Origin of the sequence: Kineococcus rugosus (genome assembly GCF_050871975.1) — a bacterium.
In the GTDB taxonomy this organism is placed as follows: domain Bacteria; phylum Actinomycetota; class Actinomycetes; order Actinomycetales; family Kineococcaceae; genus Kineococcus.
Map to the genome: position 1 here is coordinate 34325 of NZ_JBJLSJ010000006.1, position 14842 is coordinate 49166.

A 14842-nucleotide genomic window follows, 5' to 3' on the forward strand; every position below is an offset into this window, starting at 1 on the left:
GTCAGTCCACCTCGACGGCCAGCTCCGCCCACACCGTCTTGCCGTCCCCGGTGGTCCGCACGCCCCACGCGTCGGCGACGGCCTCCACGATCGCCAGGCCCCGCCCCCCGAGAGCGTCCGGCCCGGCGTCGCGCTCGCGCGGGGAACGGGTCGAGGAGTCCTCCACCTCCACCGTCAGCCGCCGCGCGGCGCCGTCGAACCGCAGCGTCAGGCCGGCGCCGCCGCCGGCGTGGACGAGGGCGTTCGTGACGAGCTCGGACAGCACGAGTTCGGCCTCGTCGGCCAGCTCGTCGGCCGACCAGGCCAGCAGCCGCCCGCGCAGGAACTCCCGCGCCGAGGCCACCGACCGGATGTCCGGCGGCAACCACAGCGACGCGTCGAGCCGTCCCGCGGTGCTGCCCGTGAAGGTCGCCACCAGCAGCGCGGCGTCGTCGGTCAGCTCGTGCGGGATCGCGTCCATCACCGCCGAGGCCAGCCGCTCCGCGGACCGCCCCGGGTCGGCGCCCACCGCCTCCTGCAAGGTCGCGCGCAGCACCCGCTCGCCGCGCTCGGACCCCTCGCCCAGCACCTCCACCACGCCGTCGGTGTGCAGCACCAGCGCACCGCGCCCCAGCAGGCGGTGCTTCGCCGTCGGGTAGGTGGCCCCCGGGTCGACCCCCAGCGGCGGCCCGGGGTCCAGGACCACCTCGTGCAGCCCCGCGTCGTCGACGACCAGCGGCGCCGGGTGACCGGCCGAGGCGACGGTGACGACGCCCGTGGCCGTGTCCAGCCGCAGCAGGCAGCACGTCGCGAACAGCCCCGCGTCCAGGTCCACCAGCAGGCGGTTCGTCCGCTCCAGCGCGGCGGACGGGTCGTGGCCCTCGCTGACGTACGCGCGCACCGCCGTCCGCAGCTGCCCCATCAGCCCCGCGGCGCGGGTGCTGTGCCCCTGCACGTCGCCGATGATGAGCGCCACGTCGCCCCCGCAGTCCACCGCGTCGTACCAGTCGCCGCCGATGTCGGCCCCCGCCAGCGCCGGGGCGTACCGCGTGGCGACCTGCAACCCGTCCCGCGCCGGCAGCCGGGTCGGCAGCAACCCGCGCTGCAGGTCCCGGGCCAGCACCGCCAGCGCCTCGTGGGACCGCGACAGCGCCTCCCGCGAGGAGCGCTCGGCGTCCAGCAGCTGGGCCCGCTCCAGGGCCACCGTGATCTGCGCCGCCACCGCCGCGAACAGGTCCAGGTCGCTGTGCTCCAGCGGGGACCGGGAGGAGGCCCGGTCGTCCCAGCCGACGGTCAGCGCCCCCAGCACGACGTCGTCCCGCCCGCGCAGCGGGACCACGAGGACCACGCCGGAGCGGTCGGGGTCCAGCCCGTCCAGGTCGCGGTACCCGGCGACCTGCTCGCGCGTCACGACCAGCGGGCGCCCGGTGCGCACGGCCTGCGAGACCGGGGTGTCGGCCCCCCGACGCACCCGCCGCAACGCCTCCGGCAGCGGCGGGTCGCTCGCCCCGACCAGGTCCTCGCCGTCCAGCACGTGCAGCGACGACGACAGGCAGCCCAGGACCTCCACGACCGCCGGCGGGATCCGCGCGGTGATCTGCGCGCTCGTCGCGCTCGTCTGCAGCAGCCCCGTGATGCGCTCCAGCAGCGCCGCCCGGGCCGCGGCCGTGGCCGCGACCCGCTCGGCGGCCGCCAGCAGCGTCGTCTCCACCGCCATCCCCAGGCTCAGGGCCAGGACGGCGGCGGCCTGCTCCTCCTGCGCGGTGAAGCCGGTGGCGCGGGTCAGGACCAGCGCCCCGCGCGCCCCGTCGGCGTCCAGCGGCGCGACCAGCGCCGAACCGGTGGCCGGCAACCCCGGCAGCCCCGCCGGCCGCGACTGCCGGGGCCGGCCCGGCGCGACCGCCACGGGTGGGGCCTCCACGTCGACGAACACGTCACCGTCGAGCAGGTACAGCGGGCCGTGCGCCCCGGACCCGGCGAACCACACCGCGCTGTGCTCCGCGCCGAGCGCCGACCGGGCCGAGCGCGCGGCGGCGCGCAGCAGCGCCGGCAGGTCCCCGGCCACCCGCGGGTGCGTGACGTCGAGCAGGTGGCGGTGCAGACCCTCGAACACCTCCGCACCGTACCCACGGGCGCGGCGCGCGGCCCGCCGGCGAGTGGTGCGCTCAGCGGGTGGAGGACAGGCTCGACGGGCCGCTGGACAGCACGGCCGCGGCCAGCGCGCGCGACGCCGGGCGGTCCTGCGTGCGCGGGTTCGTCAGCAGCACCAGGTCGATCTGGCCCAGCTCGGGCAGCTTGTGCTGCGCGCCCAGCGCGACGAGCTGGACGGGCACCAGGGAACTCGCCAGGCAGGAGACGCCGATGCCCGCCGCGACCGCCGCGATGAGCCCGTTCACGCCGCGGCACACGCACGCCGAGCGGTAGCCGATGCCGACGCGGTCCAGGGCCTCGTGCATCGCGGCCGCGCTCAGCGACGGCGACGGGTAGACGGCCAGCGGCACCGGCTGGGTGAGGTCCAGGCGCGTCGAGGGGTTGCCCACCCACACGAGGCGCTCACGCTTGACGAGCTTGCCCTCGCCCGACCCGCGCGGGCGCTTGCCGATGAAGATGTCGAGGCGGTCGTTCTCCAGCCGCCGGTGCAGGGTCCCGGACTGGTCGACGGTGAGCTCCAGGTCGACCCGCGGGTTCTCGGAGCGGAAGTCGCGCAGGATCTGCGGCAGCCGCGTCAGGGCCAGGTCGTCGGACATGCCGATCCGCAGCCGTCCCACCGGGCGGGCGCCGGTGAAGTACGCCGCGGCCTGCTCGTGGGAGGCCAGGATCGAGCGGGCGAAACCGATCATGGCCTCGCCGTCGGGGGTCAGGACGACCGAGTGGGTGTCGCGGTGGACGAGCTGGCGGCCCACGGAGTCCTCCAGCTTCCGCACGTGCTGGCTGACCGTGGACTGCCGGACCCCCAGCCGCGCGGCGGCCTGGGTGAACGAGTGCGTCTGCGCCACGGCCAGGAAGGTGCGCAACTGCACCGGCTCGAACGTCCCCGCCGGTCCCCGCCCCGTCGCCACCGCGCCCGCCCCTTCGCGTCGTCATCACGACCCGTGATGACTGATAAGCCGCCGATGCGGCTGCAGCCTACCCGCCGGGTCGCCGATGATGGGGGGGACACCTCAGGAGGCACCAGTCCAGTGACAGCGGCAGCCGCCGGGACCAGCACCGAACCCACCAGCACCACCACCACCACCACCGAACCCACCGGTCGCGGGACCTTCGCGGCCCTGCGGGTCCGCACCTTCCGCGTCTACGCCACCGGGCAGGCGTTCGCCAACACCGGCGTCTGGGTGCAGAACATCGCCCTCGACTGGCTCACCCTCGAACTCACCCGCTCCCCGGCCGCCGTCGGCGTCGCCATGGCGCTGCAGTTCCTGCCCATCCTGCTGTTCGGGATGCACGGCGGGATGATCGCCGACCGCTACCCCAAGCGGAACATCCTGCTCGTCACGCAGCTGTGCAGCGCCACCGTCGCCACCGCGCTCGCCGTCCTCACCCTCACCGGGCACATCACCCTCGGCGCGATCTACGCCCTCGCCCTCGTCGGCGGGTTCGTCATCGCCCTCGACAACCCCACCCGGCAGTCCTTCGTCGCCGAGGTCGTCCCGCCCGCGTACGTCCGCAACGCTGTCGCGCTCAACGCCGCCGTGTTCCAGACCACCCGTCTCGTCGGGCCCGCGCTGTCCAGCGTCCTCATCGGCACCGTCGGCGCCGGGTGGGCGTTCGCCGTCAACGCCCTGCTCTACCTCGGGCCGACGATCGCGCTCGCGTCCCTGCGCGCCGGCGACCTCCAGCCCGTCACCGCCCTGCCGCGCGCCAAGGGGCAGCTGCGCTCGGCGCTGCGCTACGTCGCCGACCGCCCGCACGTCGCCTGGACCATCGCCCTCGTCGGCGTCTTCGGCACCTTCGGCCTGAACTTCCCCGTCGTCCTCACCGCCATGGCCTCCGAGACGTTCGACGGCGGCGCCGGGCTCTACGGGACGTTCAACGTCGTCCTCGCCGTCGGGTCCATCGCCGGGGCCCTGCTCGCCGGTGGCCGAAGCCGCTCCCGGCTCCGGCTGATCCTCCTGCTCGGCGCCGCCTTCGGCGCCGCGCAGACGATCGCCGCGTTCGCGCCGAACCTGCCCACGTTCACGGCGGTCCTCGTCGTCATGGGCGTCACGAACCTCGCGTTCCAGGCCATCGCGAACTCCTCCGTGCAGCTGTGGGTCGACCACGAGTACCGCGGGCGCGTCATGGGGCTGTACGTCCTGGTGTTCATGGGCGGAACCCCCCTCGGCGGGCCGCTCGTCGGCGCGATCACCGAGCACGTCGGCGTCCGCGCCGGGATGGCCGTCTGCGGGCTCGTCCCGCTGGCCGCCGCGCTCGCCCTCGCTGGGTTGCTGGCGGTGCGGGGGGCGCGGGTCCGCACCGCCTGAGGACGCGCGGGAGGTGCGGGGGTCCCGTGAAACCCGGTGGACGGTCCGGCGCCCGTGCGCCACAGTGCCGCGTGCCCCTCTCCGTGCGCTCCTGGGAAACCGCCGACACCGCACCCACCCGGGAGGTGTTCCGGCGCAGCGTCCACCGCACCGCCGCCGACCACTGCTCACCGGAACAACGCGATGCCTGGGCCCCGGCCGAGGCCGACCTCGCCGAGTGGGGCCGGGCGCGGGCCCGGGCCGGGACGCGGGTGGCGGTGCGCGACGGCGAGGTCGCCGGGTTCACCGACCTGTCCGCCGACGGCCACATCGGCATGTTCTCCGTCCACCCCGACCACGGGCGCCGAGGCGTCGGTGCCGCCCTGCTCGACGACGTCCTGCGCACCGCCGCTGACCGCGGCCTCACCCGTCTCACCGTCGACGCCAGCCTCACCGCACGACCGTTCTTCCAGCGCGCCGGGTTCACCGTCGTGCACGAGCAGCGCGTGCACCGCGGGGGGCAGGAGTTCACCAACGTGGCGATGCGGCTGGACCTGCCCGCCGCCGGGGGACGGGGCACCCGGCCCCGGCAGGTCGTCTGGGACATGGACGGGACCCTGCTGGACTCCACCCGCGTGGTGCCCGCCGCCTTCGTCGGGGCCGTGGCCGAACTGGGCGGGCCGGCCGTCGACGTCGACGAGGTCGTGGCGGCCTACTCCCTGGGCGTGCCGGAGGCGATGCTCACCCACCTGCTGCGCCGGCCCCTGCGGCCGGGGGAGGCCGAGGCGTACTACCGGCGCCTGGAGGGCGCCGCCGTCGACCCCTACCCCGGGGTCGCGCAGACGCTGGACGACCTGCGCGCGGCCGGGCACCGCGTCGCCGTGTTCACCGGCGCCGCCGTGCGCGGGGCGCGCACCCTGCTGCGCGCGGCGGGCCTGCAGGTCGACGTCCTCATCGGCGGCGACCTCGTGGAACGCCCCAAACCGGCGCCGGACGGGCTGCTGCTGGCCGCGCGGACGCTGGGGGTCGACCCGTCCGACCTGCTGTACGTCGGGGACGCGCCCACCGACCTGGGTGCGGCCCGGGCCGCCGGCGCGCACGCCGTGGCCGCCGCCTGGGGGCACCTGCACGACCCCGCCGTCTCCGCCGACGCCACCTGGCGCTCGCCCCGGGAGGCGCTGCGGGTGCTGCCGGGGTGAGCGCTACCGGGCCCGCCGGGCAACCGCGTCCAGGAGGTCGGCGTGCAGACGCCCCACCGGCACCCGCTCACCGTCGACGGCCACCGACCCGTCGGCGACCTCCGCGTCCCCGACGACCGCGACGTGCGAGACCCGGCGCTCGCGGGCGGCCCGCACCCGGCGCGGCAGCGGGCCCGCGTCGTCCACCGCGACCCGCAGCCCGTCGAGGCGGTCGGCCAGGGCGCGGGCGTGCGCGCCGTGGCGGTCCCCGCTGACGGGCAGCACCAGCAGCTGCACCGGCGCCAGCCAGGTCGGCCAGCGTCCCCCGTCCTGCTCCAGCAGCACCGCCACGAGCCGTTCCATCGAGCTCAGCAGCCCGCGGTGCACCATCACCGGGCGGTGCCGGGCCCCGTCGGCGCCGACGTACTCCAGGCCGAAGCGCTCGGGCTGGACGTGGTCGACCTGCACGGTCGACAGGGTCTCCTCCCGGCCGGCGGCGTCGGCGACCTGCACGTCGACCTTCGGGCCGTAGAACGCGGCCTCCCCGGGCGCCTCCTCGTACGGGCGGTCGCCGAGGGCCTCCCGCAGCTGGTCCTCGGCGCGGCGCCACACGTCGTCGTCGCCGAGGTGGGCGCCGCGGTCCCCGCGCAGCGACAGGCGCAGGCGGCTGACCCGGACCCCCAGGACGCGGTACGCCTCCTCGATCCCGGCGAGGGCGGTGCGGACCTCGGCGACGACCTGGTCGGGGCGGCAGAACGAGTGGGCGTCGTCGAGGTTGATCTGCCGGACGCGGCGCAACCCGCTCAGGACGCCGGACAGCTCGCTGCGGAACATCGACCCGAGCTCGGCGTAGCGGACCGGCAGGTCCCGGTAGCTGTGCGGGCGGGCGGCGTAGACCTGGGTGTGGTGCGGGCAGTTCGCCGGCCGCAGGACGTACTCCTCGTCGCCCACGCGGACCGGGGGGAACATGTCGGCGGAGAACTTCTGCCAGTGCCCGGACCGCTCGAACAGTTCCCGCTTGGCCAAGACGGGGGTGCTGACCCGGTGGCAGCCGCTGCGCCGGGCCAGGTCGGCGGCGAAGCGCTCGAGCTCGCCGCGGACGACGGCGCCGTCCGGCAGCCACAGCGGCAGGCCGGGCCCGACGAGCGGGGAGGTGTCGAACAGGCCGAGGTCGCGGCCGAGCTGGGAGTGGTCGTGCACGGGTTCCTCCGGGGTTTCGGGGAGGTCGCCCCGGGGGAACGAGAACAGCCCCGGGGGAGACCCCCGGGGCTGTTCTGGGTTCAGCTCAGCGCTGACCGCGACGCCGGGAGTGGACCGGCGTCGTCGTCTGCTGCGGGCTGAACATCACGGCCCCAGCGTGGCACGGGGCGCGGCGTCCTGTCGAGCCCGTTCCGCGAGCACCTCGACCCGGGCGCTGCCGCCGGTGCGGACCTCGCTGAGGGGTTCGGCGGGGAACACCAGCTGCGTCACCGACAGCGGCCCGGCGAGGACCTCGACCGAGCAGCGGTCGAGGAACACCGAGAACCCCGTGGTCCCGGCGGGCAGCGGCACCCGGTCGGTGCGGGCGAACTCCCCGTGGAACCCCACGTCCCCGCACCGGCTGCGGTCCACCACCAGGTCGGTCCCCTCCACGGCCAGGCGCAGCACGTCCGGGCCCGCCGCGAACTCCCACGTCGCGTCCCCGGAGAACCCGCACCGCAGCAGCGCGGCGGGCGGGAGGCCGGTGACCTCGTGCGCGTACGCGGCCACGACCTCCGGGGAGAACGACTGCACGAGAACGGGTTCCCCGTCGTCACCGGCGGTCAGGGACAGGTCCCGCGGCAGGGTCATCGCCCCCCGCCACGGAGCCGTCGGGGTCGCCCCGGCGTACGTCGGCTGCGCCATCCAGCCGATGAGGACGCGGCGGCCGTCCGGGGCGTCCGTCCACGTCGAGACCGCGTACACGTCCGGGCCCACGTCGAACGAGCGCGCCGGCCCACCCGTGAAGCGCGCACCGTCGAACGACCCCACCCGGTACTCCACCCGCGAACCCGTCGCGTCCTGCACGCTCAGCAGCAGCACCCACCGCTCCTGCCCGTCCAGGTCCAGCGGGAACAGGTCCGGGCACTCCCAGATCCCCACCCCGGGCTCGTCGGAGAACCGGCCCACCTCCGTCCACGAGCGCAGGTCGGTGGAGGAGTGGACCAGCACCGTCCGCTCGTCCGCCTCGACGGTCACCATCCGCCACCCGTCGCCGTACCGGAACACCTTCGGGTCGCGGAAACCCGTCGACCCGCGGTCCAGCACCGGGTTCGCGGGGTCCTTCACGAAGGTGTCGCCGTCCTCGCTCCAGGCCAGCGACTGCGCCTGCCGGCCGTCGTCGTAGGCGCTGGTGTAGACGGCCGCGACCCGCCCGTCGTGCACGACGGCGCTCCCGGAGAAGATCGCCTCGGGCCCCTCGTGGCTGATCGCCAGCGGCCGGTGCTCCCAGTGCAGCAGGTCGCGGGACACCGCGTGCCCCCAGCTCATGTTCCCCCAGTCCGCGCCGTGCGGGTTGTTCTGGAAGAACAGGTGCCACAGCCCGTCGCGGTGCAGCAACCCGTTGGGGTCGTTCAGCCAGGTGTCGACGGCGGTGAAGTGCGCCAGCGGCCGGAAGTCGGTCATCGCCCGATCCTGCCCGGTCACAGCGGCGGTGCCACCAGGACCTCGAAGGCGTCCAGCTCGGCCAGGAACGCCTCCCGCTCCTCCTCCGAGGCCCGCGAGCGCGCGATCGCGTCGCGCTGGCGCTGCACCAGCTCGTCCAGGGCCGGCGCGCCGGCGGGCTCGGCGGGTGGCCCGTCCCCGGCCGGTCCCTCGGTCAGGGTGAGCGTCATCGCGAACCGCGGCCCGGCCTCGGCGACGGCGTCGCGGTAGCCGCGCTCCACGTCGTCGGCCGCGACGCCCCGCCCGGCGTGCGCGCCCGGGTCGAAGAACACGTCGGCGTGCCGGACGCCGCGCTCGGCCGCCGCGGCCAGCCGCGCGAGCGCCCGGTCGCGGAAGTCCGCGCGGGTCACCGGTTCCCCCGGGGCGCCGGGGGCGTCCAGGTGCAGGTGCGGTTCCACCTTCGGCAGCGCGGCGACCACGGAGGCGGGGACGGAGCTGGGTACGGAGCTGGGGACGGATCGGGGGACGGCGTCGGGGTCCATGCCCGCATCCTGCCCCGGCCCCGCCGCCGGCGACCCGTCGTGAGCGTCGTCCCGACCGGTCAGCGACGACTCCCGACCACCGCCCTCGGGCACCGCCACCTCCCGCTCGGGACCGTCACCGGGGTCCCGTCGTCGTCCCGCTGCGGGCCCGCGCCGGCCCGGTCCCGCTGCCCGCCTCGCCGGGGTGCCCACCCCGCCGTAGGGTCGGCCCGTGACTGCTCCCACGATCACCCTGAACGACGGCGTCCAGATCCCCCAGCTGGGTCTGGGGGTGTGGCAGGTCCCGCCGGAGGAGACCGCCTCCGTCGTCCTCACCGCCCTGCAGGCCGGGTACCGGCACATCGACACCGCCGCCGGGTACGGCAACGAGGCCGGTGTCGGGGACGCCCTGCACGCCAGCGGGATCGCGCGCGAGGACGTGTTCATCACCACGAAACTCGCCAACGGCGAGCACGGCCGCGACAAGACCCTCGCCGCGTTCGACGCGTCCCTGGCGAAACTGTCCGTCGACTACCTCGACCTGTACCTCATCCACTGGCCGCAGCAGGCCGACGACTACGTCGAGACGTGGCGGGCGTTCGAGGAGATCAAGGCCTCCGGCCGGGTCCGCTCCATCGGGGTGTCGAACTTCCAGAAGACCCACCTGCGCAAGCTCCTCGACGAGACCGGCACCGTCCCCAGCGTCAACCAGGTCGAGGTCCACCCCTACCTCGTGCAGGAGGACCTGCGGGCCTTCAACGCCGAGCACGGCATCGCCACCGAGGCGTGGAGCCCGCTGGCCCAGAAGCTGAACCTCATCGAGGACCCCGTCGTCACCGGCATCGCCGCCGACCTCGGCCGCACCCCCGCCCAGGTCGTCATCCGCTGGCACCTGCAGCAGGGGAACATCGTCATCCCCAAGTCCGTCACGCCCGAGCGGATCCGCTCCAACCACGACGTGACCGGCTTCGAGCTGACCGCCGAGCAGGTCGCCGCCCTCAGCGGCCTGGACCGCGCCGAGCGCACCGGCCCGGACCCCGACGTCTTCGGCTGAGGCCCGCCCGGACCTACGTGAGGGGCAGCTCGAACCAGACGGTCTTGCCCGACCCCGCCCGGTCCGAACCCCACCGGTGGGCGAGGGTGTCGACGAGCGCGACACCCCGCCCGCCGGTCGCCGTCGGCGGCACGTGCCGCACCTGCGGCCGGCCGCCGCCGCCGTCGCTGACCGACACCCGGACCGTGCCGTCCGTGCGGCGCCAGCGCACCTCGATGGGCTCACCGCCGTGCCGCACCGCGTTCGTGACCAGCTCGGTCGTCAGGAGCTCCAGCGTCTGCCGGGCCTGGTTGGTGAGCGTGACCGCCGCGAACTGCTCGCGCAGCCAGGTGCGGGTGCGCCGAGCGGCCGAGGGGTCGGCCCGCAGCTCCAGACGCGTCATGCCACCTCGCTCATCCCCACGATCCTGCACCAGTTCGACGGCCCAACTCTCGCACCCGCCGGGCCGCGGGCAACCCGGACCCACCCGGCGGTGTGCCGATCGGGGGCCCACCAGCGATGATGCCCCGATGCGTCCAGCAGGTGGCGACCGACCCGCCCACGACCCCACCCCGGCGGGACTGCGGGACAGCACGCTGCTGCCCGCGCACCCCGACGCCGTGCTCGACCGCTTCGCCCGCCTGGGCACCCTCGCCCTGGGCACGCCGGTGGCGCTGGTGTCCATGGTCAGCCGGTACGGGCAGGTCTTCCCCGGCGCCGTCGGGCTGCCCGAGCCCTGGCAGACCGCCCGCGAGACCCCGCTGAGCCACTCGCTGTGCCAGCACGTCGTGGCCTCCGGCAAGGCCTTCGCCGTCGAGGACGCCCGGCTGGACCCCCTCACCGCGGACTCCCTCGCCATCCCCGACCTGAACCTGATCGCCTACGCCGGCGCGCCGCTGCGGCTGCCCGACCCCCGCACCGGCCTCACCGAGCCCACCGCGCCCGTCGTCGGCGTCCTGTGCGCCATCGACGACGCCCCCCGGCGCTGGACCCCCGAGGAGCTCGGCGTCCTGGACGACCTCGCCGCCGCCTGCTCGGCCGAGCTGGGGCTGCGGCTGCTGGAGGAGCGCAACCGGCTGCTGCTGAGCCTGGGGGACGCGCTCGTCGCGACCCGCACCGTCGAGGAGGTCAGCGCCACGGTCGCCGCCGTCACCCGCTCCGAGCTCGGCGGCGCCTGGAGCGGGCTGCTGCTGCCCGAGGGCCGCGACCGGCTGCGCTTCACCGACCTGTCCACGCTGCCCCCGGACACCCCGGGGAGCTGGCGGACCATCGACCTCGACGCCCCCGTGCCGGCCGCGGCGGCCGCCCGCGAGCGCCGCCCGTACCTGTTCAGCGACATCGCCGGGCTGCGGGCCGCGTTCCCCGACGTCGAGGCGCGGGCGACGATGCCGCGGTTCGCCGCGTCGGCGTACCTGCCGCTGCTGGTGCAGGACCGGCTCGTCGGGGTGCTGTGCCTCGTGTGGGACTCCGAGCGGCAGACGCTGGAGGCCGAGGCGGAGGTGTGGAGCGCGCTGGCGCGGTTCACGGCGCAGGCCCTGGACCGGGCGCAGCTGGAGGGGGAGCGCCGGTCCCGGGCCGGGGTGCTGCAGGCGGCGCTGCTGCCGCGGCTGCCGGGGGCGACGGGCCGCCTGACGGTCCGCGGCCGGTACGTGCCGGCGACGCGGGAGGAGCAGATCGGCGGGGACTGGTACGACGTCGTGGTCGGGGCCTCGGGGGCGGTGACGCTCGTGCTGGGTGACGTCGCGGGGCACGACATGGCGGCCGCGGCCACGATGGCGCAGGTCCGCGGGCTGCTGCGCGCGTTCGTGTGGGACGGTGCGCGGTCGCCGGCCGACCCGGTGCGGCGCCTGGACCGGGCGCTGCCGGGGCTGGGCGTCGACGGGCTGGCGACGCTGGTGGTGGCGTGCGCGGAGGAGACGGCCGACGGGTTCGCGCTGCGCTGGACGAACGCCGGTCACCCGCCGCCGGTGCTGCTGCACCCCGACGGGCGGACCGAGCTGCTGGACGGCGCCCCGGACCTGCTCGTGGGGCTGCTGCCGGACTCCCCGCGCCACGAGCACGTCGCGCCGGTCCCGGCGGGCGCGACGCTCGTCCTGTACACCGACGGGCTCATCGAGCACCGCGGCCGCAGCCTCGCCGGTGGTATCGACCGCGTGCGGGACTCGTTGCGGCGCAACCGGTTCGCTGACCTGGACGAGCTGCTCGACGGGTTGCTGGCCGAACTGGTCGGGACCCGCGGGGAGGACGACTGCGCCCTGCTGGCGGTGCGGTTCCCGTGACCGGTCACCTCACCGACGTCACCGGCCTGGAGGTCGGGCACCTCACCCGCCGCGGCGGGGGGTGGCTGACGGGCGTCACCGTCGTCCTGACCCCGCCGGGGACCGTCGGCGGGGTCGACGTCCGCGGCGGCGGGCCAGGCACCCACGAGACCGACGCCCTGGACCCGCGCACCCTGGTCCCCACCGTCGACGCCGTCGTCCTGACCGGCGGGTCGGCGTACGGGCTGGTCACCGCCCACGGCGTGCAGCGCTTCCTGGCCGAGCGGGGCCGCGGGTTCCCCGTGGGCCCGGGGCCGGGGGAGGTCGTGCCGATCGTCCCGGCGGCCGCGGTGTTCGACCTCGGCCGCGGTGGCGTCTTCGCGAACCACCCCACCGAGGGGATGGGGTACGCGGCGGCCGCCGCGGCCCGGCCCGGGCCGTTCGCCCGCGGTGTCGTCGGGGCCGGGACGGGCGCCCTGCTGGGGGGCCGGTTCAAGGGCGGGGTGGGGACGGCGTCGGCGCCCGCGGGCGCGGCGGTGGTCGCGGCGCTGGCCGTCGTGAACGCGGTCGGCCTGCCGGTGCCCGGGCCGGTGCCCGCCGCGCCGGTGACGCCCGGCCCGCTGAACACGACGCTCGTGGTGGTGGCCACCGACGCGCTGCTCGACCCCGCCGAGACGTCCCGGACGGCGACGGCCGCGCACGCCGGCCTGGCCCGGGCGCTGGACCCGGTGCACACCCTGGCCGACGGGGACACGGTGTTCTCGCTGGCGACCGGGCGGGTGGAGCTGGCCGCCGCGCGGCCCGAGCGGGTGGGGCAGCTGGTGGAGCTGCAGCGGGTCGCCGCGGACGTGGTGCGCGCGGCGGTCCTGGACGCGGTGGCCTCGGCGGAGACCGTCGGGGACTGGCCCGCCTTCCCCCTCCCGCCGGCCCGGGACTGACCCGGGGCGGTCCTCAGGCGCCGGTGGTGCGCAGGTCGATCGTGCGCGGGCCCGGCGCGGCGGAGCGGACGCGGCCCTTGCCGGACCCCTTCGCCGCGTACATCGCCTGGTCGGCCTGCTGCAGGACGCGGGTCGCGTCCTGCCCGGCGTCGGCCATCGCCAGCCCCACGCTGATCCCGACGGAGAACTCCCAGCCGGCGACGGCGAACGGGGCCCTCATGGCCTCCACGACCCGCTCGGCGACGACGCGGGCGGCCTCCTCGTCGGGCAGGTCGGGGCAGACGACGGCGAACTCGTCCCCGCCGAGGCGGGCCACGGTGTCGCCGGGGCGGACGGCCGCGGTGAGCCGGTCGGCGACGTCGATGAGGACGTGGTCGCCGGCCGCGTGGCCGCCGGTGTCGTTGACGGGCTTGAAGTCGTCGAGGTCGCAGTAGAGCAGCGCGACGCGGTCGCCGCTGCGGGCCGCCGCCGACAGGGCGTGCCGCAGCCGGTCCTCCAGCAGGGTGCGGTTCGGCAGGCCGGTCAGCGGGTCGTGCAGGGCGGCCTCGCGCAGGCGGCGCTGCACGAGGCGGCGCTGGGTGACGTCGGCGACCTGGACGACGGCGCCGACCTCACCGGGCCGGCCGTCGTCGCCGGGGGTGGGCCAGGCGGCCGCGGCCAGCTCCAGCCAGACCTCCCCGTCGCCGTGCTGCAGCTCGGCGTGCCAGTGCGCCGGGCGGCCCGCGCCCACCTCCAGCGCCATCTCGGTGACGGCCTCCACGAAGACGTCGCGGTGCTCGGGGTGGACCTGCTCGGACCAGTCCGAGCCGACGGCCACGTCGACGCCCAGCATCGACTGGAGCCGGTCGTTGACGCGGGCCACCACGGCCGAGCCGTCGGGCCGCAGCCGCAGGAGGGCGACGCCGAGCAGCGCGTCGTCGAAGGTGCGGCGGAAGACCTCCTCGCGCTTGCCGGCCAGGACCACGGCCCGCTCGCGGGACCGGACGACCAGCGACATGACGAGCGCGACGGCGCCGGAGGTGAACAGCAGCGCCTGCAGGGCCACGGCCCCGGTGTCGCCGGTCCCGCCGTACGGGCCGTACCCCTCGACGGTGCCGGCGGTCGCGACGAGCGCGACGGCGAGCTGGCAGGACAGGGCGCGGCGCACCGGCAGCCGCGCCGCACCCCACAGGACCGGGACGACGACGAGGAAGGCCCACGGCCCGCGCCCGCTCCAGAACACCGCGGCCGAGACCGCGACGGACAGGCCCAGGACGAGCAGCCACTCGCAGGCGGCGGCGCGGGCCCGGCGCTCGTCCAGCGGCCGGGCGGCCGGCGGCACGAGCAGCGGCGGGGCCAGCAGCAGGACGCCGAGCAGCTGCCCCAGGGCGTAGGTGACGCCCGCGTGCGGGTCGGCGACCTGGACGAGCGCGGCGGCCGCGGCCACCCCGGCGGCGCTGCCGGCGGTGAACCGCCAGGCGTCGCGGCCCCGTCGCAAGCGCGCAGGCTCCCCTCGGCCGAGCACGGAGATCACGGCGGCACCGACCCCGCACTGCAGCGCCTGCGCGCTCGCGAACACCGTCGGGTCGATCCCGCCGACGCCGTGCAGGTGGCCGGCGGCCAGCGATCCCACGAGCGTCCCGGCGACGCACCACCACCGCCGGGCCGGTCGCCGCACCGCCAGCGCCAGCGCCGCCCCCGCGGCCGGCCACCACAGGACGCCGGTGGCGGTGCCGGCCCCCACCAGCTCCGGGGCGATCGTCGACAGGACGGCCACGACGGCGGCCGTCGTGATCGCCAGCCGCACGCCGCCGCCCCGCACGCGGGAGGCCGGGTCGGTGGCCCGGCCGGTCTCACCCGTCCGGCCCTGCTGCGCTGTCGCGATCATGCCGACC

The 14842-nt window shown here is 76.4% G+C and carries 12 protein-coding genes; 5 read left to right on the forward strand and 7 right to left on the reverse strand.

The window, feature by feature from the left end; all coding sequences use genetic code 11:
• Position 1 precedes the first annotated feature (1 nt).
• Both ACRYM6_RS04475 and ACRYM6_RS04480 read right to left on the reverse strand, forming a co-directional pair.
• Positions 2-2092, reverse strand: coding sequence for an ATP-binding SpoIIE family protein phosphatase (locus tag ACRYM6_RS04475; protein ID WP_432541479.1), 2091 nt, complete (start codon positions 2090-2092; stop codon positions 2-4).
• Positions 2093-2144: 52 nt separating this feature from the next.
• The gene (locus ACRYM6_RS04480; RefSeq protein WP_432541480.1) at positions 2145-2999 is read right to left on the reverse strand and encodes a LysR family transcriptional regulator; all 855 of its coding nucleotides are present in this window, start codon (positions 2997-2999) and stop codon (positions 2145-2147) included.
• A gap of 159 nt (positions 3000-3158) precedes the next feature.
• On the opposite strand from ACRYM6_RS04480, the gene ACRYM6_RS04485 reads away from it, so the two are divergent.
• Positions 3159-4439 (forward strand): MFS transporter, encoded by a 1281-nt coding sequence (locus ACRYM6_RS04485; protein ID WP_432541481.1) that lies wholly within the window; start codon positions 3159-3161, stop codon positions 4437-4439.
• 71 nt (positions 4440-4510) lie between these two features.
• The gene (locus tag ACRYM6_RS04490; RefSeq protein ID WP_432541482.1) at positions 4511-5617 is read left to right on the forward strand and encodes a GNAT family N-acetyltransferase; all 1107 of its coding nucleotides are present in this window, start codon (positions 4511-4513) and stop codon (positions 5615-5617) included.
• A gap of 3 nt (positions 5618-5620) precedes the next feature.
• On the opposite strand, the gene thrS is transcribed toward ACRYM6_RS04490, so the two are convergent.
• The 3 genes from thrS to ACRYM6_RS04505 all read right to left on the reverse strand — a co-directional run bounded on the left by thrS (position 5621) and on the right by ACRYM6_RS04505 (position 8760).
• Complete coding sequence (thrS, locus tag ACRYM6_RS04495) at positions 5621-6796, reverse strand: threonine--tRNA ligase (protein ID WP_432541483.1); 1176 nt, start codon at positions 6794-6796, stop codon at positions 5621-5623.
• 144 nt (positions 6797-6940) lie between these two features.
• Positions 6941-8239 (reverse strand): glycoside hydrolase family 32 protein, encoded by a 1299-nt coding sequence (locus ACRYM6_RS04500; RefSeq protein ID WP_432541484.1) that lies wholly within the window; start codon positions 8237-8239, stop codon positions 6941-6943.
• A gap of 17 nt (positions 8240-8256) precedes the next feature.
• Complete coding sequence (locus tag ACRYM6_RS04505; protein WP_432541485.1) at positions 8257-8760, reverse strand: hypothetical protein; 504 nt, start codon at positions 8758-8760, stop codon at positions 8257-8259.
• A gap of 211 nt (positions 8761-8971) precedes the next feature.
• On the opposite strand from ACRYM6_RS04505, the gene ACRYM6_RS04510 reads away from it, so the two are divergent.
• Positions 8972-9793 (forward strand): aldo/keto reductase, encoded by an 822-nt coding sequence (locus ACRYM6_RS04510; protein WP_432541486.1) that lies wholly within the window; start codon positions 8972-8974, stop codon positions 9791-9793.
• Positions 9794-9806: 13 nt separating this feature from the next.
• Here the strand turns inward: ACRYM6_RS04510 and ACRYM6_RS04515 are convergent, their stop codons facing one another.
• The gene (locus tag ACRYM6_RS04515; RefSeq protein WP_432541488.1) at positions 9807-10175 is read right to left on the reverse strand and encodes an ATP-binding protein; all 369 of its coding nucleotides are present in this window, start codon (positions 10173-10175) and stop codon (positions 9807-9809) included.
• A 127-nt stretch (positions 10176-10302) separates the two neighbouring features.
• Between ACRYM6_RS04515 and ACRYM6_RS04520 the strand changes: the two genes are divergently transcribed.
• Positions 10303-12051 carry a GAF domain-containing SpoIIE family protein phosphatase gene (locus ACRYM6_RS04520; protein WP_432541489.1) on the forward strand — a complete coding sequence of 583 codons (1749 nt, stop codon included), beginning with the start codon at positions 10303-10305 and terminating at the stop codon, positions 12049-12051.
• Complete coding sequence (locus ACRYM6_RS04525) at positions 12048-12968, forward strand: P1 family peptidase (RefSeq protein WP_432541491.1); 921 nt, start codon at positions 12048-12050, stop codon at positions 12966-12968. Before ACRYM6_RS04520 ends, ACRYM6_RS04525 begins: the two co-directional genes overlap by 4 nt.
• Before the next feature lie 13 nt (positions 12969-12981).
• Here the strand turns inward: ACRYM6_RS04525 and ACRYM6_RS04530 are convergent, their stop codons facing one another.
• Positions 12982-14835: a diguanylate cyclase domain-containing protein gene (locus ACRYM6_RS04530; protein WP_432541493.1), complete on the reverse strand. Its 1854-nt coding sequence runs from the start codon at positions 14833-14835 to the stop codon at positions 12982-12984.
• Between the last annotated feature and the right edge of the window lie 7 nt (positions 14836-14842).